This window comes from Amycolatopsis roodepoortensis, assembly GCF_014873915.1.
GTDB classification, from domain to species: Bacteria; Actinomycetota; Actinomycetes; order Mycobacteriales; family Pseudonocardiaceae; genus Amycolatopsis; species Amycolatopsis roodepoortensis.
Genome location: NZ_JADBEJ010000005.1, coordinates 3,294,807 through 3,321,247, shown reverse-complemented (window position 1 = coordinate 3,321,247; position 26,441 = coordinate 3,294,807). Strand labels below are relative to the sequence as shown.

At 68.7% G+C, this 26,441-nt stretch carries 27 protein-coding genes, 1 tRNA gene and 1 other RNA gene; 18 read left to right on the top strand and 11 right to left on the bottom strand.

Annotation, left to right across the window (positions count from 1 at the left end; translation table 11 throughout):
- Positions 1-7: 7 nt before the first annotated feature.
- Positions 8-1,465, bottom strand: coding sequence for an FAD-dependent monooxygenase (locus H4W30_RS34815; RefSeq protein WP_192746911.1), 1,458 nt, complete (start codon positions 1,463-1,465; stop codon positions 8-10).
- A gap of 93 nt (positions 1,466-1,558) precedes the next feature.
- Between H4W30_RS34815 and H4W30_RS34810 the strand changes: the two genes are divergently transcribed.
- The 8 genes from H4W30_RS34810 (at position 1,559) to H4W30_RS34775 (ending at position 7,449) form a co-directional block, all read left to right on the top strand.
- A complete protein-coding gene (locus H4W30_RS34810) occupies positions 1,559-2,152 on the top strand; it encodes a TetR family transcriptional regulator (RefSeq protein ID WP_192746444.1) in 594 nt (197 codons plus the stop codon).
- Between the two features lie 83 nt (positions 2,153-2,235).
- Positions 2,236-2,309, top strand: a tRNA-Met gene (locus H4W30_RS34805).
- A gap of 272 nt (positions 2,310-2,581) precedes the next feature.
- A complete protein-coding gene (locus H4W30_RS34800; RefSeq protein ID WP_034322153.1) occupies positions 2,582-3,082 on the top strand; it encodes a PadR family transcriptional regulator in 501 nt (166 codons plus the stop codon).
- A gap of 66 nt (positions 3,083-3,148) precedes the next feature.
- The gene (prfB, locus tag H4W30_RS34795) at positions 3,149-4,252 is read left to right on the top strand and encodes a peptide chain release factor 2 (protein WP_037345950.1); all 1,104 of its coding nucleotides are present in this window, start codon (positions 3,149-3,151) and stop codon (positions 4,250-4,252) included.
- Positions 4,253-4,387: 135 nt separating this feature from the next.
- Entirely contained in the window at positions 4,388-5,077 is a 690-nt protein-coding gene (gene ftsE, locus H4W30_RS34790; protein WP_005168409.1) for a cell division ATP-binding protein FtsE, read from the top strand.
- A 51-nt stretch (positions 5,078-5,128) separates the two neighbouring features.
- Entirely contained in the window at positions 5,129-6,022 is an 894-nt protein-coding gene (gene ftsX, locus H4W30_RS34785) for a permease-like cell division protein FtsX (protein ID WP_192746443.1), read from the top strand.
- Between the two features lie 51 nt (positions 6,023-6,073).
- Positions 6,074-6,556 (top strand): SsrA-binding protein SmpB, encoded by a 483-nt coding sequence (smpB, locus tag H4W30_RS34780; RefSeq protein ID WP_192746442.1) that lies wholly within the window; start codon positions 6,074-6,076, stop codon positions 6,554-6,556.
- Positions 6,553-7,449 carry an amidohydrolase family protein gene (locus H4W30_RS34775; protein ID WP_192746441.1) on the top strand — a complete coding sequence of 299 codons (897 nt, stop codon included), beginning with the start codon at positions 6,553-6,555 and terminating at the stop codon, positions 7,447-7,449. Before smpB ends, H4W30_RS34775 begins: the two co-directional genes overlap by 4 nt.
- On the opposite strand, the gene H4W30_RS34770 is transcribed toward H4W30_RS34775, so the two are convergent.
- The 5 genes from H4W30_RS34770 to H4W30_RS34750 all read right to left on the bottom strand — a co-directional run bounded on the left by H4W30_RS34770 (position 7,439) and on the right by H4W30_RS34750 (position 11,681).
- Complete coding sequence (locus tag H4W30_RS34770) at positions 7,439-8,764, bottom strand: acyltransferase family protein (RefSeq protein ID WP_192746440.1); 1,326 nt, start codon at positions 8,762-8,764, stop codon at positions 7,439-7,441. The genes H4W30_RS34775 and H4W30_RS34770 overlap by 11 nt on opposite strands.
- 93 nt (positions 8,765-8,857) lie before the next feature.
- Complete coding sequence (locus tag H4W30_RS34765) at positions 8,858-9,091, bottom strand: hypothetical protein (RefSeq protein ID WP_126737130.1); 234 nt, start codon at positions 9,089-9,091, stop codon at positions 8,858-8,860.
- An 82-nt stretch (positions 9,092-9,173) separates the two neighbouring features.
- On the bottom strand, positions 9,174-9,815 hold the full coding sequence (locus H4W30_RS34760; protein WP_192746439.1) for a response regulator transcription factor: 642 nt from the start codon (positions 9,813-9,815) through the stop codon (positions 9,174-9,176).
- 52 nt (positions 9,816-9,867) lie between these two features.
- A complete protein-coding gene (locus tag H4W30_RS34755) occupies positions 9,868-11,007 on the bottom strand; it encodes a sensor histidine kinase (RefSeq protein ID WP_192746438.1) in 1,140 nt (379 codons plus the stop codon).
- On the bottom strand, positions 11,004-11,681 hold the full coding sequence (locus H4W30_RS34750; protein WP_192746437.1) for a sensor domain-containing protein: 678 nt from the start codon (positions 11,679-11,681) through the stop codon (positions 11,004-11,006). Before H4W30_RS34750 ends, H4W30_RS34755 begins: the two co-directional genes overlap by 4 nt.
- Positions 11,682-11,836: 155 nt before the next feature.
- Between H4W30_RS34750 and ssrA the strand changes: the two genes are divergently transcribed.
- The 3 genes from ssrA to H4W30_RS34735 all read left to right on the top strand — a co-directional run bounded on the left by ssrA (position 11,837) and on the right by H4W30_RS34735 (position 13,365).
- Positions 11,837-12,209, top strand: a transfer-messenger RNA (tmRNA) gene (ssrA, locus tag H4W30_RS34745).
- Positions 12,210-12,276: 67 nt separating this feature from the next.
- A complete protein-coding gene (locus H4W30_RS34740; RefSeq protein WP_192746436.1) occupies positions 12,277-13,014 on the top strand; it encodes an alpha/beta fold hydrolase in 738 nt (245 codons plus the stop codon).
- 135 nt (positions 13,015-13,149) lie between these two features.
- Positions 13,150-13,365, top strand: a complete 216-nt coding sequence (locus H4W30_RS34735) for a hypothetical protein (RefSeq protein ID WP_125680489.1) — start codon at positions 13,150-13,152, stop codon at positions 13,363-13,365.
- Here H4W30_RS34735 and H4W30_RS34730 read toward each other — a convergent pair.
- Complete coding sequence (locus H4W30_RS34730) at positions 13,353-14,138, bottom strand: IclR family transcriptional regulator (RefSeq protein ID WP_192746435.1); 786 nt, start codon at positions 14,136-14,138, stop codon at positions 13,353-13,355. The two genes, H4W30_RS34735 and H4W30_RS34730, sit on opposite strands and share 13 nt — an antisense overlap.
- Positions 14,139-14,493: 355 nt before the next feature.
- On the opposite strand from H4W30_RS34730, the gene hutH reads away from it, so the two are divergent.
- Genes hutH through hutI form a run of 5 tightly spaced genes read left to right on the top strand, consistent with a single transcriptional unit; the run spans position 14,494 to position 21,301 of the window.
- A complete protein-coding gene (hutH, locus tag H4W30_RS34725; RefSeq protein ID WP_192746434.1) occupies positions 14,494-16,020 on the top strand; it encodes a histidine ammonia-lyase in 1,527 nt (508 codons plus the stop codon).
- 4 nt (positions 16,021-16,024) lie between these two features.
- Positions 16,025-17,677: a urocanate hydratase gene (gene hutU, locus H4W30_RS34720; RefSeq protein WP_192746433.1), complete on the top strand. Its 1,653-nt coding sequence runs from the start codon at positions 16,025-16,027 to the stop codon at positions 17,675-17,677.
- Positions 17,674-18,870, top strand: coding sequence for an allantoate amidohydrolase (locus H4W30_RS34715; RefSeq protein WP_192746432.1), 1,197 nt, complete (start codon positions 17,674-17,676; stop codon positions 18,868-18,870). Before hutU ends, H4W30_RS34715 begins: the two co-directional genes overlap by 4 nt.
- Positions 18,867-20,171 carry a formimidoylglutamate deiminase gene (locus tag H4W30_RS34710; RefSeq protein ID WP_192746431.1) on the top strand — a complete coding sequence of 435 codons (1,305 nt, stop codon included), beginning with the start codon at positions 18,867-18,869 and terminating at the stop codon, positions 20,169-20,171. Before H4W30_RS34715 ends, H4W30_RS34710 begins: the two co-directional genes overlap by 4 nt.
- Positions 20,159-21,301 carry an imidazolonepropionase gene (hutI, locus tag H4W30_RS34705; RefSeq protein WP_192746430.1) on the top strand — a complete coding sequence of 381 codons (1,143 nt, stop codon included), beginning with the start codon at positions 20,159-20,161 and terminating at the stop codon, positions 21,299-21,301. Before H4W30_RS34710 ends, hutI begins: the two co-directional genes overlap by 13 nt.
- Here the strand turns inward: hutI and H4W30_RS34700 are convergent.
- The 3 genes from H4W30_RS34700 to H4W30_RS34690 are packed head-to-tail and all read right to left on the bottom strand — an operon-like array spanning position 21,264 to position 22,993.
- Positions 21,264-22,031: a hypothetical protein gene (locus H4W30_RS34700; protein WP_192746429.1), complete on the bottom strand. Its 768-nt coding sequence runs from the start codon at positions 22,029-22,031 to the stop codon at positions 21,264-21,266. The genes hutI and H4W30_RS34700 overlap by 38 nt on opposite strands.
- A 6-nt stretch (positions 22,032-22,037) precedes the next feature.
- The gene (locus tag H4W30_RS34695) at positions 22,038-22,787 is read right to left on the bottom strand and encodes a hypothetical protein (protein ID WP_192746428.1); all 750 of its coding nucleotides are present in this window, start codon (positions 22,785-22,787) and stop codon (positions 22,038-22,040) included.
- Positions 22,784-22,993 carry a hypothetical protein gene (locus H4W30_RS34690; protein ID WP_192746427.1) on the bottom strand — a complete coding sequence of 70 codons (210 nt, stop codon included), beginning with the start codon at positions 22,991-22,993 and terminating at the stop codon, positions 22,784-22,786. The genes H4W30_RS34695 and H4W30_RS34690 overlap by 4 nt, the downstream gene beginning before the upstream one ends.
- Positions 22,994-23,108: 115 nt before the next feature.
- Between H4W30_RS34690 and H4W30_RS34685 the strand changes: the two genes are divergently transcribed.
- Positions 23,109-24,713 (top strand): histidine kinase, encoded by a 1,605-nt coding sequence (locus tag H4W30_RS34685; RefSeq protein ID WP_192746910.1) that lies wholly within the window; start codon positions 23,109-23,111, stop codon positions 24,711-24,713.
- Positions 24,688-25,362, top strand: coding sequence for a response regulator transcription factor (locus H4W30_RS34680; RefSeq protein WP_192746426.1), 675 nt, complete (start codon positions 24,688-24,690; stop codon positions 25,360-25,362). The genes H4W30_RS34685 and H4W30_RS34680 overlap by 26 nt, the downstream gene beginning before the upstream one ends.
- Here the strand turns inward: H4W30_RS34680 and H4W30_RS34675 are convergent.
- Positions 25,307-26,428 (bottom strand): FAD-dependent monooxygenase, encoded by a 1,122-nt coding sequence (locus H4W30_RS34675; protein WP_192746425.1) that lies wholly within the window; start codon positions 26,426-26,428, stop codon positions 25,307-25,309. The two genes, H4W30_RS34680 and H4W30_RS34675, sit on opposite strands and share 56 nt — an antisense overlap.
- Between the last annotated feature and the right edge of the window lie 13 nt (positions 26,429-26,441).

Here is a 26,441-nt window from a genome sequence, read left to right as displayed (position 1 = left end):
ACCTTTGCTATCGCGTGGGGGTGGGGGCGACCCAGCAGGCATAGCCATCGGGGCGGTACAGGACGGCATCCGTCGAGGGCCACGGCAGGGTCGTGACCAGCTGGGTGGTCAGACGGGGTGAGTACGCGTGAGCCCGGGCGGTATCGACGTGGGCCTGAGTGGTCGTCAGAAGCACGAAGCCGCCGTCGCGGAACAGGGTGCTGGGACGCAGCGGGCCGGCTTCGGTGGGGACGTCCTGGTCGGTGAGCCGCGACCCGAGCGCGGGATGCGACGTCCCGTGCGTCGTGTAGCGGATCCCGAGGCCGGAGACCATGCCAGACAGGTACCGGCTCACCTCGGGCAGCTCCGCAAGGTCGCCGAAGAGGGCACGAAGCGCGCGAGACTCGTGAGAGCGCGGAGTCAGCCCCAGCTGAGCTGCGACGTTGTGCAGCACCTGAGCGCCCACAGGGTGCCGCTCGGCCTCGTAGGTGTCGAGCAGGTCGTCACCGGCCCAGCCGCGCACTGTCGCGGCGAGCTTCCAACCCAGGTTCATGGCGTCCTGCACACCCAGGTTCAGCCCCTGGCCACCTGCCGGGAAATGAATGTGCGCGGCATCGCCCGCCAGCAGTACCCGCCCGACGCGGTAGCGCTCCGCCTGCCGCGCCGCGTCGGAGAATTGTGACGCCCAGCGGATTTCCGACACTGTCGCCGTCTCACCGTACGAGTCGAGCAGGGCCTGCCGGACTTCGTCGTGCGAGATGGCGGACCGGATGTCCTTGGGGCGCGAGGCCCGATCGCCGTACACGAACCGGTAGAGACCCGGCTCTCCCAGCGGAATCAGGCCTTTGAACGTGGTCGCCCCGGTCGGCTCGCCGACGTTCCGCATCGTTCGCCACTGTTTTTGCGCACCGGCGGGGATCTTGTCGAACAGGACGTCGGCGACCACCCCGAAGCCTTCACCGTCCACACCGGGGAAGTCCACGCCGAGTCGTTTGCGTACAACACTTCGAGCGCCGTCGCAGCCGACGAGGAACTTTGCGTGCAGCCGGTTCTCGCCACTGTCTGTTCGGTACCGAACAGAGACGAAGTCCTTCTCCTGCACGAAATCGATTACTTCTGCGCCGCGGACCACCTTTGTCCCTTGTGCGGCAAGCCGTTCCTCCAGGTACGCCTCGACCTGTGCCTGCGGAATCCCCAGCTGGAAAGGAAATCGAGTGTCCCAGCCGTCGTAGCCGATCGGGATCATCGCGAAATGCCCGTCCTGCACCGTCGCGAACGAACGCTCTTCGGCGCCGTCCAGAAGTCCGCGCAGCTCCAGCATTTCCGTGGTCCGTGGCTGCAGGTTCAGCGCCTTCGACAGTCCCGTGCGCTCGTGATGCCGTTCCAGGACCACGACATCGACGCCGGCGAGCGCGAGTTCGTGGGCCAGCATCAGCCCCGTCGGCCCCGCTCCGGCCACGACCACGTCCGTCCCCAGGTTGTTCATACCACTCCTTAACGACGTTAAATTGACCTGCGGCCAGCGTGCCCTTAACATCGTTAAATTGTCAAGGTGCTTCCGCTGGAACGAGGGATAAAAGTGGGTCTGACCAGGCAGGACATCGTCCGCGCCGGGCTTCGGCTGCTCAACGACGTCGGGCTCAACGGGCTGACGCTCCGCCTGATCGCGCAGGAACTCGGCGTCAAGGCGCCCGCGCTGTACTGGCACGTGAAGAACAAGCAGGAGCTGCTCGACGAGATGGCGACGCGGATGTACGCGGACGCGATGCCGGGCCGTGTGCCCGAGGGAACGGGGGAGCGGGAAGCTCTCGAGCTGGCGTCACGGGCCTTACGCCGGATGATGCTTGCTTACCGTGACGGCGCGAAGGTCTTCTCCGGGACTTTCCTGACCGACGACAGTCTTCTCGGTGACAATCCGTTTCAAGGGCGCGTCGACGCGGGGCTCGAACTGCACCTGGCCGGACGAGCGTTGTTCACCGTGTACAGCTACGTCATCGGTTTCACCATCGAAGAGCAGGCCGTTTACCCGGTTCCGGGCGAACGGGACCCGCGTTACGACGTCACGCCCACGGCTTGGGTGTTCGACGAGGACATCGAGGGCAGGTTCGCCGACGGGCTGACCATGGTGCTCAACGGCGTCTTCGGCTGGCTCGATGACAAAGTCGTGCCATAACACCTGGTCAAAGGCTCTTCGGGAAGTTAGGGGTACCCGCCTGAAAGCCGGTTTCACCCCCATGTAATCTATTAACACAACGACGCGGGGTGGAGCAGCTCGGTAGCTCGCTGGGCTCATAACCCAGAGGTCGCAGGTTCAAATCCTGTCCCCGCTACTGAAGAAAACGAAGCGCGGATCTGCGGAAATCGCAGATCCGCGCTTCTTCGTTTCCGGGATTCCGTGGTTCGCGCGGCGATCACTCCCTGTCGTTGGCCGGGGCGGGGGACGGGTACCGCTGTCCGTGGCCGTCGCCGGTTGCGTAGCGTGTCCGGTCCATTGTGGACAGGCGTAGTGTGTTGGGCCGAATGAGCGCATATCACTAGCCACAATGGACAGATGTGCTGACCACAGTGGACACAGGTTCCGAAAAGTGGGACCGTAGAGGACGTGTCCGAATTGAATGCAACAGCCGCCGCACTGCTCGGTCTTCTCCACGACGGTCCCGCCACGGGCGGGCAACTGGTCGCGGGGGCGGGTGAGCGTTTCGGCGCCTTCTTCAGCGTGACCCGCAGCCAGGTGTACCGCGAGCTCCCCGCCTTGTCGAAGGAGGGCCTCGTCCGCCTCGGCAAGCAGGGCCCGCGGTCGAGCCAGCAGTACCTCATCACCGCGGCGGGCAAGAAGGCGTTCAAGACGTGGCTGACCTCCGAAGCCGGTCCTGACCACCTCCGCAGCCCGCTGATCCTGCGTCTCGTGCACGCCGGTTCGCTGACGGTCAAGCAGCGCTCGGCCCTGCTCGAGTCGGCCCGCGCGAGCTACACGCAGCAGCTCGACGAGGCCAAGGCCGCCACCAAGGCAGCCGACGGCCCGTACGCCAAGGCCGTCGCCGAGTTCGCGCAGGCGCAGGCGAAAGCCGCACTGAAACTGCTGGATTCCATCCCCCAGTCCTGACCCGGACAGGTGCCCACGGCCGGTTCCCCGCAACCGGTCGTGGGTTTTGCCGTAACCTTGGCCGACGTGAGTGATGAGTTCGATGCGGCACTGAAGGACCTGGCCGGCAAGCTGACGCAGATCGAGTCGGTGATGGACCTGGATGCGCTGCGTGCCCAGGTGGCCGAGCTGGAGGAACAGGCATCCAGCCCGAACCTCTGGGACGACCCCGAAGCGGCGCAGAAGGTCACCAGCCAGTTGTCCCACCGGCAGAGTGAGCTGCGACGCATCTCCGAGCTGCGGCAGCGGCTCGACGACCTGGGCGTCCTCTACGAACTGGCCGAGGCCGAGGGCGACTCCGCCAGCGTGGCCGAGTCCGAGTCCGAGCTGACGGCGCTCACCAAGGATATCGACGGGCTCGAGGTCCGCACCCTGCTGTCGGGTGAATACGACCCGCGCAACGCCGTGGTCACCATCCGGTCCGAGGCGGGCGGCGTGGACGCGGCCGACTGGGCCGAGATGTTGCTCCGGATGTACCTGCGGTGGGCGGAGCGCCACAACTACCCGACGGACGTCTACGACATCTCCTACGCCGAGGAAGCGGGCATCAAGTCCGCCACCTTCAAGGTGAGCGCGCCCTACGTCTACGGCACGCTCTCGGTCGAGCAGGGCACGCACCGGCTGGTGCGCATCTCGCCGTTCGACAACCAGAGCCGCCGCCAGACCTCCTTCGCACACGTCGAGGTCATGCCCGAGGTCGAGGAGGTCGACCACGTCGACATTCCCGAGAAGGACATCCGCGTCGACGTGTACCGCTCGTCCGGCCCCGGTGGCCAGAGCGTGAACACGACCGACTCGGCGGTGCGGATCACCCACATCCCGACCGGCGTGGTCGTTTCGTGTCAGAACGAGAAGTCGCAGCTGCAGAACAAGGCGGCCGCGATGAAGGTCCTCCAGGCGCGGCTGCTGCAGCGGAAGAAGGAGGAGGAGCGCGCCGAGATGGACGCGCTCAAGGACGGCGGCTCCAGCTGGGGCAACCAGATGCGCTCCTACGTGCTGCACCCGTACCAGATGGTCAAGGACCTGCGGACCGAATTCGAGGTCGGCAACCCGTCGTCGGTGCTCGACGGCGAGATCGACGGTTTCCTGGAGGCCGGCATCCGCTGGCGCAAGCAGTCCGGAGCCGCGTAACAACCCTGCGTGAGAGAGCAAGGGACCTTTGCTATCACTTTCCGGGAGAGAGTGACAGCAAAGGTCCCTTGCTCGCTTGGCCGCCGGGACCGGGCTACCCGGGCTTAACGACGGGCATGGGTAGTATGCCGAACCGTGATCCGGCTCGAAGAGGTTTCCAAGGTCTACAAGACCTCGACCCGTCCCGCCCTTGAGCGGGTGTCGGTCGAGATCGACAAAGGCGAGTTCGTCTTCCTGATCGGTCCCTCGGGATCCGGGAAGTCGACCTTCCTGCGTCTCCTGCTGCGCGAAGAGGTGCCGAGCAAGGGTCGCGTCATGGTCTCCAACTTCGACGTCGCCAAGCTCGCCCGGCGCCGCGTGCCGCGGCTGCGGCAGACCATCGGCTGCGTGTTCCAGGACTTCCGTCTGCTGTCGAACAAGACCGTCGCCGAGAACGTCGCCTTCGCGCTCGAAGTCATCGGCAAGCCGCGCCCCACGATCCGCAAGGTCGTGCCCGAGGTGCTCGAACTCGTCGGCCTCGACGGCAAGGCCGACCGTCTCCCCAACGAACTCTCCGGTGGTGAGCAGCAGCGCGTCGCGATCGCCCGCGCGTTCGTGAACCGCCCGCTCGTGCTGCTCGCCGACGAGCCGACCGGGAACCTGGACCCCGACACCAGCCAGGACATCATGTTGCTGCTGGAGCGGATCAACCGCACCGGCACCACGGTGCTGATGGCCACCCACGACCATTCGATCGTGGACTCGATGCGGCGAAGGGTCGTCGAGCTCCAGCTCGGCAAGGTCATCCGTGACGACGCCCGAGGCGTCTACGGCATCGGCCGCTGACCGGCCCCGCCCTCCTCCGTAACCCACGACTTCCAAGGGACATCAACCCCGATGCGCGCCAGTTTCGTCTTCAGCGAGGTAGTCACCGGCTTGCGCCGGAACGTCACGATGACCATCGCGATGATCCTCACCACCGCGGTCTCCCTCGCCATGCTCGGCTTCGGTCTGCTGGCCGTCGGCACGATCGACAAGATGAAGGCCAACTTCCTCGCCGACGTCGAGGTTTCGGTCTATCTGGTCAACGACATCAGCGCGGGTGACCCGAACTGCTCGCAGTCCGCCTGCCAGTCGCTGCGTCAGGAGCTGCAGGGCAACGAAGGCGTCGAGTCGGTCGTCTTCGAGAACCGCGAGCAGTCCTACGAGCGGTTCAAGAAGATGTTCGAGAGCCAGCCGGAACTGCTCGCGCTGACCGGGCCGGAGGCGCTGCCCGCGTCGCTGCACGTCAAGCTGAAGAACCCGGAGCGCAGCCAGGCGATCATCCAGGAGTACACCGGCAAGCCGGGCGTCTCCAAGGTCGACGATCAGCAGAAGGCGCTCGACCGCGTGTTCAACGCGCTCAACGGTGTGCGGAACCTGGCCTTCGGTGCCGCGCTGATCATGGCCATCGCCGCGCTGCTGCTGATCGCCAACACGATCCAGGTGTCGGCGTTCACCCGGCGCACCGAGGTCGGCATCATGCGGCTGGTCGGCGCGACCCGGTGGTACACGCAGCTCCCGTTCCTCCTGGAGGCGGTGGTCGCCGGCCTGGTCGGTGCGATCATCGGGATCGTCTTCCTGATCCTCACCAAGGTGCTGTTGCTCGACTTGGTGCTCACCGGAGACGTGTTCCCCGCGGTCGGCATGCTCGAATTGCTGTTCCCGGTGGCGCCGATCCTGCTCGCCGTGTCGATCGTCATCTCGGCGATCACCGGCTACGTGACGCTGCGCCTGTACGTGCGCCACTAGCCGCCCGATAACCACCTGCCCGAACACAGAAACTCACGTAGAGTCGCCGTCATGCCCAAGGAACGCGGACAAAAGGTGATCGTGTCGAACCGCAAGGCTCGCCACGATTACTCCATCCTCGACACCTACGAAGCCGGTCTCGTGCTCGTCGGTACCGAGGTGAAGAGCCTGCGTGAAGGACGGGCATCGCTGGCCGACGCGTTCGCCACGGTGGACGACGGCGAAGTCTGGCTGCGGAACGTGCACATCCCGGAGTACGTACAGGGCACGTGGACGAACCACACGCCGCGACGCACCCGGAAGCTGCTCTTGCACCGCCAGGAGATCGAGAAGCTCATCGGCAAGACCAAGGAGAGCGGTCTTTCGCTGGTCCCGCTGTCGATGTACTTCAAGGACGGCAAGGTCAAGGTCGAGATCGCGCTGGCGAAGGGCAAGAAGTCCTACGACAAGCGGCAGGACATCGCCAAGCGCGACGCGGAGCGCACCATCAGCCGGGCCATGGGCCGGGCGCTCAAGGGCCGGTACAACGATTGATCCACGGGCCCGCTTCGGACGCCGAGATCCCCGGCTGGATCTCGGCGCTCGGCATCGACGGGCTCGTGGACCTTCACCTGCACTTCCTGCCGAAGCCGGTCATGGACAAGGTGTGGGCCTATTTCGACCAGGCCGAGGAGCACTACGGCATGGCCTGGCCGGTGCATTACCGCACTTCTGAAGAAGAACGCGTCGAAACGCTGCGCTCGTTCGGCGTGCGCAAGTTCGCGCCGCTGGTTTATCCGCACAAGCCGGGTATGGCCGAATGGCTGACCTCGTGGGCTCTGGAGTTCGCGGAACGAGTCCCCGAGGCGGTGCCGACCGGCACGTTCTACCCAGAGCCCGGCGCGCTGGCCGTTGTGGACGGTGCGCTGCGCGCGGGAGCCCGCTGTTTCAAGGCGCACGTCCAGGTCGGCGCCTACGACCCGCGTGACGAGCTGCTGGACGGCGTCTGGGGCGCGCTGGCGGACGCCGGTGTCCCGGTGGTCGTCCACTGTGGACACGGTCCGTTGAGGGGTGCCTACACCGGGCTACGGCTGTTCGAAGAGATCCTGGTCCGGCATCCCAGCCTGACGCTGGTGCTCGCGCACGCCGGCATGCCGGAGATCGACTTCGCGTTCGAGCTGGCCAGGAGGTATCCGCGCGTGTACCTCGACACCACGATGGTCGGGGTGGAGTTCACGTCGCGGGGCAATCCGCTCCCGCCGGACTGGCAGGACCTGCTGGCCGAGTTCCCCGATCGCGTCGTGCTCGGCACCGACTTCCCCAACATCCCGTACTCGTACGCCACACAGCTGCAGGCGATCGCCGGCTGGGCCGCCGACGATCGCCTGGGTGAGCCGTTCCTGCGGGCGGTGCTGCACGACACCCCCGCGAAACTGCTCAGCGTTTGAGCTGTGCCACCTCGGTGACCGAGACGGCGCGGCCGAGCAGCCGCGTTCCCAGCTCCGAGACCTGGATCTGCTTGCCCGCCAGGAGGAAACCGACCGTCGCCAGCGCCACCCACGGCGCCGGACCCTGGGCGAGACCGTCGCTCAGCGGGGCGAAACCGTGCGCGGCCAGCCCGAGCAGACCGCCCGCGATCGCCAGCCCGGCCACCACCAGCTGAGGCGTGTTGGCGGTCGACGCGGGGCCGGAACCCTGCGTTTCGAAGCGGGCGAACATCCGCAGCAGACCGAGGAGCACGAGGCCGCAAGCGCCGAGCCACGCGGGGAGCATCGTCAGCCACAGCACGGAACCCGGTTCGGGGGTTTCGTAACCGAGGCCGTAGACCGCGACGCCGGAGACGACGATCAGCGCCGGCATGTGCCACAGGTAGACGCTCATGAACCGCGGGCCGATCCATTTCAAGGCGGCGTCGAGGTTCGGCCGGGCGGCCAGGGCGTTCAGCCGCGGTTTGAAGGCCAGCAGGAGCCCGATCTGGCCGATCGCGAGGAAAGCCAGCAGCACGGTCGGCGGGCTCATGTTCGACACCGGGGCGCCCGGCATGCCGATCATGCTGGCCGGGTACGGGCCGAAGGCGACCATCAGCGCGGTGATGCCGAATCCGATACCTGCCATGCCCAGCGCGGCGTTGCGGCTCAGCGAGCCGAGACGGCCTTGCGTGTAGTGGAAACCGAGCTGGTGCACGGCCATCCAGACGAAGACGGCGTTCGCGAAACCGATCAGGCCGAGGTCGTTGAAGCGGGCGACGTCGACGAGGACGGCGGCGGCGAGCATCACGAGCGGGACCTTCAGACCCCAGCGGCGGTGCGCGGTGGCCAGCATCGGGGTGAGCAGCACGGTGAGCACATACACGGCCAGGAACCACAGGAGCTGGGCGGCGATCGCGCCACCGACCTGCAGCGGCTGCTCCGGAATGCCCATCCCGCGCAGGATGTCCGGGACGAACAGCCAGACGGCCACCAGCGGCAGCACCGGGATCATCAGCCGCTTGAGCCGCGCCGCGAGCCAGGAACGGGAACTTTCCGCGCGGCTCAACGAGATCAGGTTCGCCGCGCCGCCGGCGAAGAAGACGAGCGGCATGACCTGGCTGAGCCAGGTGATGACCCACCAGCCGGGCGTCGCGAGGGCGTTCCCGGTCGAGAGATGGCCGTCGGCGTAGGAGAGCACCGGCATTCCCCAGTGCTGGACGACGACCGCGAGGATCGCGACCGCTCGGACGATGTCCAGGAACCTGTCCCGGCCCTGCTTCCCGCTTGTGTGCATGGAAAAGAGCCTGGTGCTTGGAGGCCGCGAAAACAGCGGTGCGGGCCGCCGTATCGATCTTCCTGTTTTCGCCCTCGGAAGGTGGAGTTTTCCCTACCCCACGCCGTCGGTCTCGGGCTCCGGGAGCGGGGCGGGACACAGCCGGAACTCCCAGCAGTCGTCCTCGGCGAGACCGAGTTCGTAGCGGGTCTCGATCTTCGGCCCGTCGTGCAGATGGACGTGTTTGAGGACCGTGCCCGCGACGGGCTCGGTGTCACCGAACTCCTGGACGCGTCCGTCGAGTGGGCCGCCGAAGAAGCGCGCGCTGTGGGAGGGCCTGTCGGTCATGGGTCCTCCTCGGTTCGGCTCGGCACTCACCTGACAGTCTGCCCATGTTAGGTGAGTGACGGCTTCGCCACCAAGAGCTACTTCAGCGTCCTAAGTAAGTGAGCACCGCGCGGACCCGGCGGTGTTCCACCGAACTGGCTTCGAGACCGAGCTTCGAGAAGATGTTGCCGATGTGCTTTTCGACCGCGCCGTGCGAAACGACGAGCGAGTTCGCGATGGCGGTGTTCGACAGGCCCTGCGCCATCAGGCCCAGCACCTCGGACTCGCGGGCGGTGAGCGCGTCCAGCGGGTTCTTGCGGCCACGGGCCATCAGCTGCGCGATGACGTCCGGGTCGATGGCCGTGCCGCCGCCGGCGACCCGCTTGACCGCGTCGAGGAAGTCCGCGACGTCGGCGACGCGTTCCTTGAGCAGGTAACCGACTCCGCCCGCACCGCCGGACAGGAGCTCGACGGCGTAGCTCTCCTCGACGTACTGGGAGAGCACGAGGACGGGCAGGCCCGGGATGACCTCGCGGGCGCCCAGTGCCGCGCGCAGGCCCTCGTCGGTGAAGGTGGGCGGCATTCGCACGTCGACGATCGCGAGGTCCGGCCGATGTTCCTTGACCGCCACCAGCAGGTCTTCGCCGTTGTCCACGGCGGCGACGGTCTCGATGTCCTCGTCGGCGAGCAGGCGGATCACCCCCGCGCGCAACAGAACCGCGTCTTCGGCGATGACAACCCGCATGCTGCCCCCAGCGTCGTGAGTGAATGGCAGAGCCTATTCACTCACGAGCGGGTCACCATTGGCACGGCAGGTCCGCGCGAATCACCGTCGGGCCACCGGGCGGGCTGACGACGGTGATCACGCCGTCGATCGTTGCCGCCCGGTCGGCGAGCCCGGCGAGGCCGCCACCTGGCCGGACTTCGGCGCCCCCGTGCCCGTTGTCGGTGATCTCGACGATGACCATCGCTTCGGTGCGCCACACCTTCACGCTCGCTTCGGTCGCTCCCGAATGCTTCGCGATGTTCGTCAGCGTCTCGCCGACGATGAAGTAGGCCGTCGTCTCGACCGCCGCCGGCGGCCGCGGTTCGACGTCCACCTCGACGTCGACGTGGATCGGCGATTTCGCGGCCTGCGCGGACAAGGCGGCGTCGAGACCGCGGTCGCCGAGCACGGCCGGGTAGATCCCGCGGGCGAGATCGCGCAGTTCGGACACCGCGAGCTTGGCGTCGAGGTGTGCTTCGTCGATCAGTTCGCGTACCGCGTTCGGGTCCTGGTCGAACTTCGACTTCGCGCGGCCGAGGCTCATCGCGACGGCGACCAGGCGCTGCTGGGCGCCGTCGTGCAGGTCTCGCTCGATGCGGCGGCGTTCGGCCTCGGCGGCGTCGACACCGCGAGCCCGCGACGCCTGCAGCCGCTCGGCCTTCTGTTCCAGCTTCGCGGCGCGGTTCGGGCCGAGCAGCGAGTACGCCAGGTTGCCGTGCAGCCATCCGACCCACGGGGTCACCCAGATCGCCATCGGCAGGAGCACGATCGACGCGATCGCGATCGGCAGCTCCAGACAGGCCAACGGGAACGCCGCCATCAGGTAGGCGAGGTCGCGCCAGGTCGTCGCGTCGGTCAAGCGGGTCAGCCAGCGTTTGACCAGCGAAAGCCCCTCGACCGGAAGACGCTCGACCGGCTCGAGCGGGGTCTCGAGCATCGTGCGCGCCCAGCCGCGCTCGCGGTCGGCGGACCAGCGGATGAAGCTGGTCGTGGCCATGAGGATCGGGAAGCCGATCCACACCACCGCCGTCGCGATGCCGACCGCCAGGCCGGTGACGATGAGAACGAACTGGAGAAGCCGGAACACGAAGCTGACGATCATGTAGACGATCGACCTCAACGGCCGGGGGCGGGGGATCCCCACCTGCTGTACCTGCTGGTCGATCGTCATCCGTGAACCTCGCCCCATGAATCCTCCAGACGGCGGCGCTGGGCGTGGGTCGGCCCGAGCAGCGCCGTCGCCAGCCGGGCGTGCATCCCGGCCAGCGCCTTCGTCAACGCTACCGAGAGGGCGATGCAGAGCACGCCGAGTGCCGCCCAAGGCAGGGCCGAAACCGTCGAATCGACGGTGAACCACGCGTTCTCCCAGGTCGGGAAGCGGTACTCGCCACCGGGCAGGAAGCGGTAGTAGATCGGCAGGCCGGCGAGGCCGAGGCTGGTCGACCAGAACACCGTGACCAGGACGAACTCGATGATCCCGAGCGGGAAGAGCAGGAAGAAGTACCCGAGGTCGCGCCAGGTGGAGCCGTCCTTCAGCCGCGCCTTCCAGCGCACGGACTGGCCGGCGACGGGCAACGGGAGGTACGGCAGGTCGATGTAGCGGTCGAGCAGCGCGTACACCCGGGCGCGCTCCATTCGGGCCGCGCCGCGGACCGTCAGGATCACCAGCGCGAGCAGCGGCAACCCGATCCAGACGATCGCCGTGCCGATGCCCGCCGAGATGAAGGACATCAGGAGTGCGAAGGCCAGGACGCCCATCGGCAGGTTCATCAGCAGGTAGACCAGCGAGCCGCCGAACGACGGATCGGACCTGCTCAGCTCCCGCTCGGCCGCCAGCGAACTCATGGTCGTGCTCCTCTCCTGTTCGAGGAGTCCAGCATCGCGTCCGCGGGCGTCCGGTGACATGGTGCGCGCGGGCATCTCCCAGGTAGGGCTAGCCCCACCTGCGGGATTAACCCGGTTGCCGTCCGCGTTATGATGTACAGGTTGTATCCCACCAAGGGGGTGAACGGTTTCGACTTTGGACGTTGAATCAGGAGAAGCGTGCCGGTGCAGGCGAGAGACCACCGTAAGCGTCATCGCAAACCAATAAGCGCCGAGCCTAAGAGCCAGCGCGAGTTCGCTCTTGCTGCCTAAGCAGTAGAGCAACTCTGTCGGTCCGGGGTCGCCTCCGACCCGGTCACCGGCATCAGCTAGGAGGCTTACCGCTACACCCGGCCGCGGGGTGTGGTTGGGAAACAAACAGTGGCTGGGCCCGTCACTTCAGCTTGTTCGCGTGACTGAAGGGGTCAAGTAGAGACATAGCGGACTGCGCACGGAGAAGCCCTGGTGATGCGCCAGAGGACCCGGGTTCAATTCCCGGCACCTCCACTGGTCGACGGAGCGGCCCTGCCCCTGAGGGGGTGAGGCCGCTTCTTTGCGTCGGCCTAGGCTCCTGAGCATGCGCCTTCATGTGCACCAGTGGGGATCCGGTCCGCGTGTCGTACTCGTGCACGGCGTGCTGCTCGGCGGCCGGGAGGCGTGGCGGGCTCAGCGCCCGTTGACCGAGCGGTGGACGCTGCTCGCGCCGGATCGTCCCGGGCACGGGAAATCGCCGGACGGCGTACAGGATTTCGAAGCCGACGCGGAGTTGATCGCGGAGCAGGTGCTCGACGAGCCCGCGCATTTGGTCGGGCTGTCGTACGGCGCGATCGTCACGATGCTCGCCGCCGCACGGCGGCCGGAGATGGTCCGGACGCTCACCGTGGTCGAACCGCCAGCGGCCGGGATCGTCCGTGGCGACGAGGTCGTCGACGCGTGGGACGCCGAGCTGCGGAGGTTCCTCGACGGGCCGCTCGACGATCCTCGCGAAGTGTTCAAGGCGTTCTTCCCGCTGGCCGGTGTGCCGTTGCCGATCCCCGATCCGGTACCGGAGACGCTGCGGCGTGGCGCCCGCGCGTTGGTCGGGATGCGGCCGCCGGGAGACGCGGAGCTGCCGCTCGATGTGCTGGCGTCCGCGGGTTTCCCGATGCTCGTGATCACCGGGGACCATCGGCCGGAGTACGAAATCATCGCCGACGCGATCGCGGACGGGACCGGAGCGCGCCGGGACGTCGTGCGGGGGATGGGGCATCTGGTGCCCGACACCGGCGCGCCGTTCAACCGGCTTTTGGAAGAATTTCTGAATCACGGAGAGTAGCGAAATCTAGATCTTTTTTGTCTCAATTCACCCGCGCCGGGAACTGTCGCGGGGTGGGATGTCATGCTGAGTGTCCGACCATGGCCCTCTTTCGAAACGACCCCGTGTCGCCGGAGGGCCGGAAGAAGGTGGCAGATGACCTGGGCTAGGCATTCCAGTCGTCCCGACCCCGCTGAAGACCAGAGCCGGATGGCCGGTGTGCGAGCGGAGGAAGAAGTCCGCCTCACGCTGCAGAACGGCCGAGCCGCTCGAACCGTCGCAGGGCACGCTTCGGACGCCCTCGACTGTGCTGAACTGCTGGCGATGCTCGGGCTCGAGGGAGTCCAGAAGAAGCACGCTCAGCGCATCTGACCCCCGATCCGGGTGGTCAGTTCGGCCGCGGTCAGACGGACCTCCTCGGCGAGGTCCGGCCAAGTCTCCTCACACCCCTCGGCTCCCGGGCAGAGGTGGCGGAGGGTCACGCTGATCGCGGCCATCGGCCGGCCGCCGTGGTCGAAGACCGGGCAGGCCACCGAGGCGAATCCTTCGGTGACGTGTCCGTCTTCGACCGCCCAGCCGAGCCTGCCCTCCGCGTTCAGCGTCCGGCGCAGCTCGGCGAGGGTGCGCGGGCCGCGACCGGTGCGCAGGACGAAAGCCGACGCGTTCGGGAAGAGCGCGCGGACATGCGGCGACGGCAGATGCCGCAGCATCGCCCTGCCCGACGCCGTGAGCTGGCCCGGCAGCCGGACGCCGACCTCGGTCACCAGCGTTTCCGGGCGCGTGGGGCGCTCTTTGACCAGGTAGAGCGACTCGTTGCCGTGAAGCACGCCCAGATGCGCGGTGTGGCCGACGCGGTCGGCGAGTTTGCGCAGCAGCGGGAGCGCGAGCCGCTCCAACGGGTCGTGCCGCAGGTAGGCCGAGCCGAGTTCGAACGCGGCGATACCGAGGCCGTAGCGGCGCTCCGCGGGCAAGTGCGTCACGAATCCGGCGGCCTCCAGTTCGGCGAGCAGGTGATACGTCGTCGAGCGCGGGAGGCCGAGCTCGCGCGCGATCGCGGCCGCCGACACCGGGCCCGGCCGTGCGGCGAGGGCGCGAAGGATGCCGAGGCCGCGTCGCAGGGCTGGTACTTCGCTGCTCTCGCCCATGTCGACCTCCTGTTTCGTTTCGGCGGGGGAGCAAGGGACCTTTGCTACCACTTGCCTCAACGTTGAGAGAGCGGTAGCAAAGGTCCCTTGCTCTCTTTTCGCAGGTGGGAGCGGTGACTGTGTGGGTTTCGGGTCATCCAACGCACCAAAATCCACACGGTCGGTAGGCGCCGCTACGCGGAGTGCGGGGTGTGTGGATATAGGGACACTCAACGTCTCTATTTCCACACAACTCGACCTCGATGGCGAAAGCGGTAGCAAAGGTCCCTTGCTCCCACCGTGCGTGTCTTGGATACCAGACACAACCACCGGTTGGCGCCGCCCACCAGCGGGCATGGCGTTGTCCAATGGGGCTATGCCGGAAACCGTACTTCTGGGCTCCGAACCGCTTCGGCCCGAACAGGTCGTCGCGGTCGCCCGTGACCACTCGCCCGTCGCGGTCAGCGAAGCGGCCGAGAAGAACCTCGCCGCGACGCGGCAGCACATCGACAACCTCGCGCACGCCGAGTCGCCGACGTACGGCGTTTCGACGGGCTTCGGGGCGCTCGCGACCAGGCACATCCCGCTCGAAAGCCGCACCGCGCTTCAGCGGTCGCTGATCCGGTCGCACGCGGCGGGCGCGGGCCCGGTCGTCGAGACCGAGGTCGTGCGCGCGCTGATGCTGCTGCGCCTCCGCACCCTCGCCAGCGGGTACACCGGCATCCGGCCGCAGACCGCGCAAGCGCTTGCGGCCCTGCTCAACGCCGGGATCACGCCGCTCGTTCACGAATACGGGTCCCTCGGCTGCTCCGGCGACCTCGCGCCTCTGGCCGCTGTCGCGCTCGCGCTGATGGGAGAGGGCGAAGTCGAGTACAACGGCGAAGTCGTCCAGGCGGGCGTAGCGCTGAAGCACGCTGGCATCGAGCCTGTCGTTCTCGCGGAGAAGGAGGGCCTCGCCCTCACCAACGGGACCGACGGCATGCTCGGCATGCTCCTGCTGGCCGCGGCCGACCTTCGCAAGCTTCTCGACACCGCCGACATCACCGCGGCGATGAGCGTCGAAGCGCTCCTCGGCACCGACCGCGCCTTCGCGGCCGATCTCCAGGCGCTGCGTCCGCATCCCGGGCAGGCAAGGAGCGCGCTCCGCATGTGGACGGCGCTCCAGGACTCGAAGATCGTCGAGAGCCACCGCGGCCCCGACTGCAACCGCGTCCAGGACGCGTACTCCCTCCGCTGCGCGCCCCAGGTGCACGGCGGCGCACGCGACAGCCTCACGCACGCCGAACTCGTCGCGGAGCGTGAACTCCACTCCGCGGTCGACAACCCGGTCGTGTTGTCCGACGGCCGTGTCGAGTCGAACGGAAACTTCCACGGCGCCCCGGTCGCGTACGTGCTCGACTTCCTCGCCATCCCGCTCGCGGACGTCGCGAGCATCGCCGAACGCCGCACGGACCGCATGCTCGACAAGGCCCGGTCGCACGGCCTGCCGCCGTTCCTCGCCTTCGACCCCGGCGTCGATTCCGGCCACATGATCGCCCAGTACACGCAGGCGGCCGTGGTCAGCGAACTCAAGCGGCTCGCGGTGCCGGCATCGGTCGATTCGATCCCCAGCAGCGCCATGCAGGAGGACCACGTCTCCATGGGCTGGTCCGCCGCGCGCAAGCTGCGCAAGGCCGTCGAGGGCCTCAACACCGTCCTCGCCATCGAACTGCTCACCGCCGCGCGCGCCCTCGACATGCGCGCGCCCCTGGCCCCGTCGCCGGTCACCGGCCGGGTCCGGGATCTCGTCCGCACCAAGGTCGAGGGCCCCGGCCCCGACCGTCATCTGGCGCCGGAGATCGCCGCCGCCGAAGAACTCGTCGCGTCGGGTGCCGTCCTCGCCGCGGCCCAACTGGAGGTCTGAGCCCATGACCCGCACGGTCCGTGCCGCCCGAGGCACCACGCTCACCGCGAAGAACTGGCAGACCGAAGCCGCGCTGCGGATGTTCCACAACAACCTCGACCCCGAGGTCGCCGAGCGTCCGGAAGACCTGGTCGTCTACGGCGGCACCGGCAAGGCCGCCCGCAACTGGGCCAGCTTCGACGCGATCACCCGCGAGCTGACCAGCTTGGAGCAGGACGAGACGCTGCTCGTCCAGTCGGGCAAGCCGGTCGGCGTGTTCCGCACGCACGAATGGGCGCCGCGCGTGCTCCTCGCGAACTCCAACCTCGTCGGCGACTGGGCGACGTGGCCCGAATTCCGCCGCCTGGAAGCCCAGGGCCTGACCATGTACGGCCAGATGACCGCGGGGTCCTGGATCTACATCGGCACGCAGGGAATTCTGCAGGGCACGTACGAGACCTTCGCCGCCGTCGCCAAGAAGCGGTTCGGCGGCAGCCTCAAGGGCACGCTCACCGTCACCGCCGGTCTCGGCGGCATGGGCGGCGCGCAGCCGTTGGCCGTCACCATGAACGACGGTGTCGCGCTCGTCATCGAATGCGACCCGCAGCGGGCCCACCGCCGTGTCGAGACGCGCTATCTCGACGAGGTCGCCGACGACCTCGACGACGCGATCCGCCGGGTGGAGGCCGCGAAGAAGGAGAAGCGCGCGCTGTCCGTCGGCGTGGTCGGCAACGCCGCCGAGGTGCTGCCCGAACTGCTGCGCCGCGGCGTCGAGGTCGACATCGTCACCGACCAGACCTCCGCGCACGACCCGCTTTCCTACCTGCCCAAGGGCGTCGGCGTCGACGAGTGGCAGGACTACGCGGACAAGAAGCCCGACGAGTTCACCGAACGCGCCCGCGAGTCGATGGCGGAGCACGTCGAAGCGATGCTCGGTTTCCTCGACAAGGGCGCCGAGGTCTTCGACTACGGCAACTCCCTGCGCGGTGAGGCGAAACTCGGCGGCTGCGAGCGCGCGTTCGACTTCCCGGGCTTCGTGCCCGCCTACATCCGCCCGCTGTTCTGCGAGGGCAACGGCCCGTTCCGCTGGGCGGCGCTGTCGGGCGACCCGGAGGACATCGCGGCGACCGACCGCGCGATGCTGGAACTGTTCCCGGAGAACGAATCCCTCGCGCGCTGGATCCGGCTGGCCGGGGAGCGCGTCGCCTTCCAGGGGCTTCCGTCGCGAATCTGCTGGCTCGGCTACGGCGAGCGGCACCTCGCGGGTCTGCGGTTCAACGAGATGGTCGCCAGCGGTGAGCTGAAGGCGCCGGTCGTCATCGGCCGCGACCACCTCGACTCGGGCAGCGTCGCCTCGCCGTACCGCGAGACCGAGGGCATGGCCGACGGTTCCGACGCGATCGCCGACTGGCCGTTGCTGAACGCGCTGGTCAACACCTCGTCGGGCGCCAGCTGGGTGTCGATCCACCACGGTGGCGGCGTCGGCATGGGCCGGTCCATCCACGCGGGCCAGGTCAGCGTGGCCGACGGAACCCCGCTGGCCGCGCAGAAACTCGAGCGCGTGCTCATTAACGACCCGGGCATGGGCGTCATCCGGCACGTCGACGCAGGCTACGACCGCGCCGCGGACGTCGCCGACGAGCGCGGCGTGCGCGTGCCGATGCGGGACGCCGAGTGACCGCGTCCTCGCTGCTGGAGGAGATCTCGGACGTCGGCCGCGACCCGAAACGCGGCGGCTACTCCCGCCACGCCTTCGACGCGGCCGAAACCGAGCTGCGCGCGTGGTTCGTCGAGCGCGCCGGACGGCTGGGGCTGGGCGTCGAGACCGACCGGAACGGCAACATCTGGGCTTGGTGGGGCACCCCCGGCCCGGACGCGGTCGTCACCGGCAGCCATCTCGACTCGGTGCCGGGCGGGGGCGCGTTCGACGGCCCGCTCGGCGTCGCGAGTGCGCTCGACGCGGTGGAAATCTTGCAGGCCAGGGGATTCCGCCCCGCGAAGCCGTTCGCCGTCGTGGTCTTCGCCGAGGAGGAGGGCGGCCGCTTCGGTGTGCCGTGCCTCGGCTCGCGCCTGCTGACCGGGACGATCGACGCGGACAAGGCACGCGGTTTGCGTGACCCGGACGGCGTCACGTTCGCCGAGGCGGCGGCGAAATCCGGCCTCGATCCCGAGCGGGTCGGCCGGGACGCCGAGCGGCTCGGGCTGATCGGGCGGTTTCTGGAGCTGCACGTCGAGCAGGGGCGCGGGTTGATCGACCTCGGCTCTCCGGTTGCCGTCGGCAACACGGTGATCGCGCACGGCCGATGGCGATTCTCCTTCCAGGGGCAGGGAAACCACGCCGGTGCGACGCTGATCGGCGATCGCCGTGACCCGATGATCCCGGCGGCCGAGACCGTGCTCGCCGTGCGGAAACTGGCGAACGCGACCGCCGACGCGAGGGCGACCGTCGGCAGGCTCGTGCCGACTCCTGGCGGGACCAACGTCATCGCGTCCACTGTGGACCTTTGGCTGGACGCGCGGGTGCCGGGCACGGATACGCCCGAGCTGGTCGCCGAGATCGCGAAACTGGCCGAAGAGGCCGCCGCGCAGGAAGGCTGCCGCGTCGAGGCCACCAGGGAGTCGTACTCCGACGACGTGATCTTCGACGACGCGCTGCGCCGTGACCTGAGCACCTGGCTGGGCGGGCCACCGGAACTGCCGACCGGCGCCGGGCACGACGCCGCGATCCTCGCCGGGTTCGTCCCGTCCGGGATGCTCTACGTGCGCAATCCCACCGGCATCAGCCATTCGCCGGAGGAGTTCTCCGAAGCGGCGGACGTCGACCACGGTGCCCGGGCGCTCGCGGACGTTCTGGAGAAACTGTCGACATGACGACATATTGGTGCGAACGTGCCTGGCTGCCGGACGGGATCGCCGATGCCGTCCGGATCGAGGTCGACGGCGGCAAGATCGCTTCGGTGACGGCGAACGCGCCTCGCGAAGGAACAGTCCTCAATGGACTCACCTTGCCGGGGTTCGCCAACGGGCACTCGCACGCGTTCCACCGTGCGCTGCGCGGCCGTACGCATCACGATCGCGGGACCTTCTGGACGTGGCGCGAGCGGATGTACTCGCTCGCGTCCCGGCTGGACCCGGATTCGTACTATCGCCTGGCGCGTGGGGTTTACGCGGAGATGGTGCTGGCCGGCTACACGAGCGTCGGCGAGTTCCACTACCTGCACCACGCGCCGGGTGGAAAGCCTTACGCCGAGCCGAACGCGATGGGCGAGGCGCTGCGTCAAGCGGCCAGGGACGCCGGGATCCGGCTGACGTTGCTCGACACGTGTTATCTCGCGGGTGGGATCGGCATCGAACCCGACGAAGTCCAGCGGCGGTTCTCCGATGGGACGGCCACGAAATGGGCGCAACGAGCCGGCGAACTGCGGGAGGACGAGACGTTCCGGGTGGGCGGCGCGATCCATTCCGTGCGCGCCGTTCCCGAGGACGAATTGTCCGAAGTGGACAACGGGACGCCCGACGATCGGCCGCTGCACATCCATCTTTCCGAGCAGCGGGCCGAGAACGAGCAGTGCATGGCGGCCTATCACTGGACTCCGACCGGCCTGCTCTGGGACAACGGAGTGCTCACCGAGCGGCTCACCGCGGTGCACGCGACGCACCTGACCCCGGGCGACATCAAGTGGCTCGGCGAGGCGGAGAGCCGCGCCTGCTTCTGCCCGACGACCGAACGGGATCTCGGCGACGGGATCGGCCCCGCGCGGACGCTGCTGGACGCGGGGGTGCGGCTGTCACTCGGCAGTGACAGCAACGCGGTCGTCGACGCGTTCGAGGAGACCAGGGCGCTGGAACTGAACGAGCGGCTCGCCAGCGAGAAACGCGGCCGGTTCACCGCGGAGGAACTGCTCGCGGCGGCCACTGATCACGGCGCGGTCGGCTGGGACGAGGTCGGTGAGCTGGCTCCGGGTGCGGGCGCGGACCTGGTGACGGTCGGCCTCGGTTCGGTGCGGACCGCGGGGATCGAGCCGTCCGGGGTGGTCTTCGCCGCTTCAGGCGCCGACGTCCGGGAAGTCGTCGTCGCCGGGCGGGAGATCGTCCGCGATGGCGTGCATCAGCTGATCGACCGGCCGGAAACGGTCTTGGCCAAGGAGATCGAGGCATTGTGGCAGTTCTGATCACGGGAATCGGCGAGCTCACCACGAACGACGCCGAACTGGGCAAGCTCCGGGACGCGGCCGTCGTCATCGACGGCGAAGCGATCGCGTGGGTCGGCGCGGCCGCGGACGCGCCCGACGCGGACGAGCGGGTCGACGTCGAAGGGCGTGCGGTGCTGCCCGGCTGGGTGGACAGTCACACGCACCTGGTGTTCGCTGGGGACCGGACGGCCGAGTTCGAGGCGCGGATGGCCGGTAAGGCGTACAGCGCCGGAGGGATCGCGGTGACCGTCGACGCGACGCGGTCGGCGTCCGACGAGCAACTGGCGGCGAATCTGCGGCGGCACGTCGATGAAGCGGCGCGGCAGGGCACGACCTGTCTGGAGACGAAGACCGGATACGGGCTCAACGTCGAGGATGAGGCGCGTTCGGCGCGGATCGCCGCCGAGGTGGCGGACGAGGTGACGTTCCTCGGTGCGCATCTGGTGCCGCCGGGCGCGGACGCGGAGTCCTATGTGGACTTGGTCTGCGGCGACATGCTCGATGCCGTCGCGCCGCTCGTGCGGTGGGCGGACGTGTTCTGCGAGACCGGCGCGTTCGACGAGGCACAGTCCGGGCGGGTGCTGAAGGCGGCGCGGGAGCGCGGGCTCGGGCTGCGGGTGCACGGGAATCAGCTGGGGGAGGGGCCGGGCGTGCGGCTCGCCGTCGAGCTGGGGGCGGCGAGTGTCGACCACTGCACGTACCTGAGCGACGCGGACGTCGAGGCTCTCGCTGCTTCGGAGACTGTCGCGACCTTGCTGCCAGCGTGCGACCTGTCGACCCGGCAGCCGCTGGCGCCGGCGCGGCGGCTTCTCGACGCGGGGGCGACGGTGGCGCTGGCCAGCAACGCGAACCCGGGCAGCTCGTACACGACGTCGATGGCGTTCTGCGTGACGACCGCGGTGCTGCAGATGCGGATGACGATCGACGAAGCGGTGTGGGCGGCGACGGCGGGCGGGGCTCGCGCGTTGCGGCGTGACGATGTGGGCTTCGTGAGGCCTGGGGCGCGCGCCGACCTTCACGTGCTGGAGGCGCCCTCGACGACGCACCTCGCGTACCGGCCGGGCGTTCCGCTCACTTCGTCGGTGTGGCGCCGGGGGATCCGGTTGTGAGCGCGGGTTCGAACTTGCGGTTCGGTCCGAGAATCCAGACCTTCTTGGGATCGAGGTAGGTGATCAGGTCGATCAGGGCGTTGTAGACGGTGGTGAGCCGCGCCGCGCCCTGCTCTCGATGTTCCAGGAGTTTCCCGGTTTCTTCGAGCAACGGGGCGAACCATTCGGCGAATTCGGCGTCGTCCCGGTATTTACGCCGGAACTGCACGTAGCCGAGACACCGGGGGCGATCCGGGCTGTCCGGGTCGATCATCAATTCGCCGATGGCCTGTTGCTCCCCGCCCAGGAGGAGGAACACGCGGGCGTCGCTCGGCTCGGTGTGCCCGGACAGCGCGGCCTTGACCGCGCCGAGATGACGCATCAGCCGCCTGTTCCGGCCGCGGCTCCCCATGTCCAGGAAGTGAGCCTCCTGCTGCAGGATCTGAACCCAGCCGAGGTAGGCGGAAAGCCGGTACAGGCTCTCGTAGCGGTTGTACTCGTCCTGGCGCTCTGTCCCGGGTGCCGCTTGGTGGACTTCTCTGCCCGACAGCAGGTCGATTCCGTTCCGCAGCCGCGCGGCCAGCGACGCCGCCGACTGCAGCAGCGGATCCCGGTAGCGGCTGACCAGGTCCCGGCGGAGCTGCTCGCGGTCTGTCCGCCGCCTGCGTGCCTCGAACACCCCGCCGAGCACGGCGGTCAGCACCGCGCCGGCCACCGAGACCACCGCGGAGATCACCGAAACGTTGTTCACGTCGCGCTACCGGAGGGTCTCTTCGACGCGGGCCCGTAGTTCCGGCGGGAGTTCGCCGAGCAGATGGGACCACTGCTCGACCCGCTTCTGGCTGAGGTGGGTGAGCAGGTCGAGCACCGGCGCCCACAGGTCCTCGTCGGCGGCCGCGACCTGGAGGAGGCCGCGGAACCGGGCTTCGGGGAGCAGCCCGAGGACGTGATCGATCCGGCTCTTGTCGTCGAGGACGAACGCGATCCGGATCAGCGCGTCGTCGCCGATGACGGCCAGCGCCCGGCGCACCGTCGGGTCGGGAAGATGACCGACGAACCGGCCGACGGTGATCCAGTCCTCGCGGCGCACCAGCTCGCCCGCCACCGCGACGACGGTGTCGAGCGGGATCCTGGCGATGATCGCGCTCGCGCGGCGCGGGTCCAGCTCGGCCGCGACGTCGGCCAGGAACGGCGTCCTCAGCCGCTTCGCGACGTCGACGCCCCGGGAGACGTCCACCAGCCCGGCGATCCGCGCGCACAGAAGCGGGCCGAAGACCTTCTCGGCGATCTTCGCGAGGATCGGGCTCGGGACGAGCTTGCTCGCCATCGCCATCCGCTCGAGGGCGGCGAGGTTGGCGTCGAACAGCGTGTCCGTGACCTGCTCGCGGAACGTCTGGAGCTCGGCGGCGTCCACGCGCTCCAAGTACGAAAGCCGCTCCGGGGTGGTGCCGAGGACACGGGCGAGTTTGAGGATCTCCGCCTGCGCGGCGACGTTTTCGGTGGTCACAGGCCCACCACCTTGCGTACGGCGCCGCGCAGAAGCGCGGGTACGTACTTCAGGCCCTCTTCGCCCGCTTCGGCCAAGGCCTTGGCCTGTCGGTGGCGCGCGTCGCGCAGCGCGTCGGAGAGGTCTTGCTTCTCGTTGTCGGCCAGGGCTTCGATGCCTGCCGGGACAGGACCGCCTAGCTGACCGGTGAGTGTGCGCTCGGCCATGGTCGATCATCATGCCTCATCGACCGGGGGAAGCAGGGGACCTTTACTTTCGTCCATGGCGGAGCGCTCGTCACGGCTTGTAGCGTCCTGTCGTGTGAAGGATCCTGAGGAACCCGTGCGGCGCGGGCGGCGGCTGGTCATGGATGTCGCGCTGTGGCTCGGGCTCTGCGGCTGGGTCGTCATCGACGCCGGATCCAGCACGAGGCACTGGGAGCTGCTCTTCGGGCTCACCACGACCACGGCCGCGATCGCGGTGTCGCGCCGGTATCCGCTCGTCTCCCTCGCCATCGCGATGTTCGCCGCTTTCGTCGTCATGGGCAGCTTCGGCGGCCGGGTGCCCATCTGGGAAGGGTTCGTCCTCGTCGCGGTGGGTTACCTCGCCGGCTACCGGCGGCCGGTCGCGAAGCCGATGCTGCGCGTGTTCGCCGTCGTTTCCGTGATCGCGGTCCCCGTGGCGCTGGTGTGGAGCAAGGACGGGTTCGCGTCCTGGGGCGCGCTGCTCGGCGTCCTGGTCTTCGCGGGCGTGACGCCCTGGCTGCTGGGCAGGTACATCCGGCAGCGGGAGGACATGGCACGCGACGGCTGGCGGCGCGCCGAGGAGATGGAGAGCCGTCAGCGGCTCGTCGCCGACCGCGCGCGGCTGCGCGAACGGACGAGGATCGCCAGCGACATGCACGACTCGCTGGGTCACGAGCTGAGCCTGATCGCGGTGCGCGCGGCGGCGCTGGAGGTCGCGGGCGGACTCGACGAGCAGCAGCGGCAGGCGGCGGGCGAGTTGCGTCAGAGCGCCGCGACGGCGACCGAACGGCTGCGCGAGATCATCGGGGTCCTGCGCGAGGACGACGCGCCGACCGAGCCGGTGCACGAGAGCATCGACGAACTGCTCGACCGCACCAGGGCGTCGGGCGTGCTGATCGAGTCCTCTGTGGACGCGCCGCTCGACGGCGAACCGCAGATGGTCGACCGCGCCGCGTATCGCGTGGTCCAGGAATCGGTCACGAACGTGGTGAAACACGCGCCGGGTGCCGCGGTCACCGTCCGGGTGACGCGGTCGGAGGGACGGACGGACGTCGTGGTCACCAACGCCGCGCCGCCCGCGGGGCCGCTCCCGGGCAGGACGTCGGGCAAACGCGGCCTGATCGGCCTGCGCGAACGGGTCCGGCTGGTCGGTGGGACTCTGCGGGCGGGTCCCAAAGACGGCGGATTCGAGGTCAGGGCCACCTTGCCGCACGACGCCGCGCCGTCGGAGGAATCGCCCGAGAGCCAGGCGGCGATGGACGCCGAGGTGGGGCAGTCGACGTCGGCCAGGGAACTCGAGCGTGCGCGCCGGGACGTGCGGCGCAGCCTGATCCAGGCGATCGTCGTGCCGATCGGGCTGTTCGGCCTGGTGGTCGGGATCAGCGGTGCGGTGTTCCTCGTCCAGTGGTACCGCTCCGAACTCCCCGGTGGGGACTACGACCGCATCCGGATCGGCCAGACGCGGGCGGAGGTCGCGTCCCTCCTGCCCGACGGCCAGCGGATCGCGCGGCCGCGCGCGGTGGAACCGCCGGTACCCGACGGAGCGACCTGCGAGTACTACGGCACCGAGCGCAGCGTGTTCAACTTGAACTACGAGGCCTACCGGCTGTGCTTCGCCGAGGGGAGACTCGTGGCGAAGCACGTGATCAGTGAAGACGAGCAAAGGGGGGACCCGGATGATCCGGGTGGTGCTGGCCGATGACGAGGCGATGATCCGCGCCGGCGTGTCGGCGATCCTGGCCGCCGACGCCGGGATCGAGGTGGTCGCGGAAGCCGAGGACGGCCGCGCCGCCGTCGAGCAGGCCCGCGCGACCAGGCCGGACGTCGTGCTCCTCGACATCCGGATGCCGGTCATGGACGGGCTCAAGGCGGCCGAGGAGATCCGCCGGTTGCTGCCCGAGGTGGGCGTGATCATGCTGACCACGTTCGGCGAGGACGCCTACATCGAACGCGCGCTCGGGCTCGGTGCGAGCGGTTTCCTGTTGAAATCCGGCGATCCTCGTGAACTGCTCGGCGGGATCCACGCGGTCGCGGGTGGCGCGGCGTTCCTTTCACCGAAGGTCGCGCAGCGCGTCATCGCCCGCTTCTCCGGCAATCAGGTCTCCCGCGCCGAGGAGGCGAAGGCGCTGATCGGCAAACTGACCCCGCGTGAGCAGGAAGTGCTGGCGCTGCTCGGTTCCGGACTGTCCAATGCGGACATCGCCGCGAAGCTGTTCGTGGTCGAGGGCACGGTGAAGGCCTACGTCAGCACCATCCTGAACCGGCTCGGCGCGCGGAACCGGGTGCAGGCCGCGATCACCGCGTACGAGGCGGGGCTGGTCGGCGGAGGACAGGCGGAGTCCAGCCGCTGACGCCGGCGCCGATACGGGCGGTGAGCGCGCCGGGGAGCAGCCGGAACACGCCGTTGCGGACGGCCACGGCGAGCGGGTTGCGCAGCTGCGGGCCGACTTTCCCCGCCTGGACCGAGGCTTTCACGACGCTCTGGCTGCGCGGGCGGCGCTGCTCGTCGTAACTCTTCAGTGCCGCGTCGACGTCTTCGGTGGTGCTGAGCGTGGCGGCGAGGACGACGGCGTCTTCGATCGCCTGGCAGCCGCCCTGGCCGAGGAACGGCGGCATCGCGTGGGCAGCGTCGCCGAGGAGCGCGACCCGCCCTTGGACGTAGGTGGGCAGGGGAGTGCCGAGCAGGTAGAGATCGTGGTGGAGCAGCGTCTCGGGCGTCGTCGCGTCGATGAGCTCGGGAATCGGTTCGTGCCAGCCGCCGAAGCGGTTTCGCAGATACGACTTCGGGTCCTCATGCCGGACCCCCGCTTCGGCGACGTAACTCGCCCACCAGTAGACGCGGCCGTCGTGCAGCGGGATGACGCCGATCTCGGCTCCGTCGTCCCAGCTCGTGCTGAGCTCCACCGGGTGCGGGAGGGTGGTCACCGCGCGGAAGGCCGTGCTGCCGCTGTAGACCGGTTCGGGGTGGTGTGGCCAGAGTTTCTTGCGGGCCATGCTGTGGATGCCGTCCGCGGCGACGATGACGTCGGCGTCGAGATCGTCGAGGCTCGTGACCTCGACGCCGGTGCGGACGCAGCCTTCGGGGAGGGCGCTGCGGAGCGCACCGATGAGATCCGCGCGGTGGATGGCGGCGAGCGGACGGCCGTGGTGACGGCGGAACGCCTCGGCATCCCAACGGGTGATTCGGCGGCCGTCGCGATCGTGGAGGCCACCGGAGGATTGTTCTTGTTGTCCGGCGAGGCGGACGCCCAAGGTCTCTAGTGAGCGCAGGGCGTTCGGCCACAGGGAGATGCCCGCGCCGACGGCGGTGAGGTCCGGTGCCTGTTCGAGGACGGTGACCTCCCAGCCGATGCCGTGCAGCCCGATGGCGGCGCTCAGTCCGCCGATTCCCCCGCCGATCACGATCGCTTTGCGCATGTCGACCTCCTCT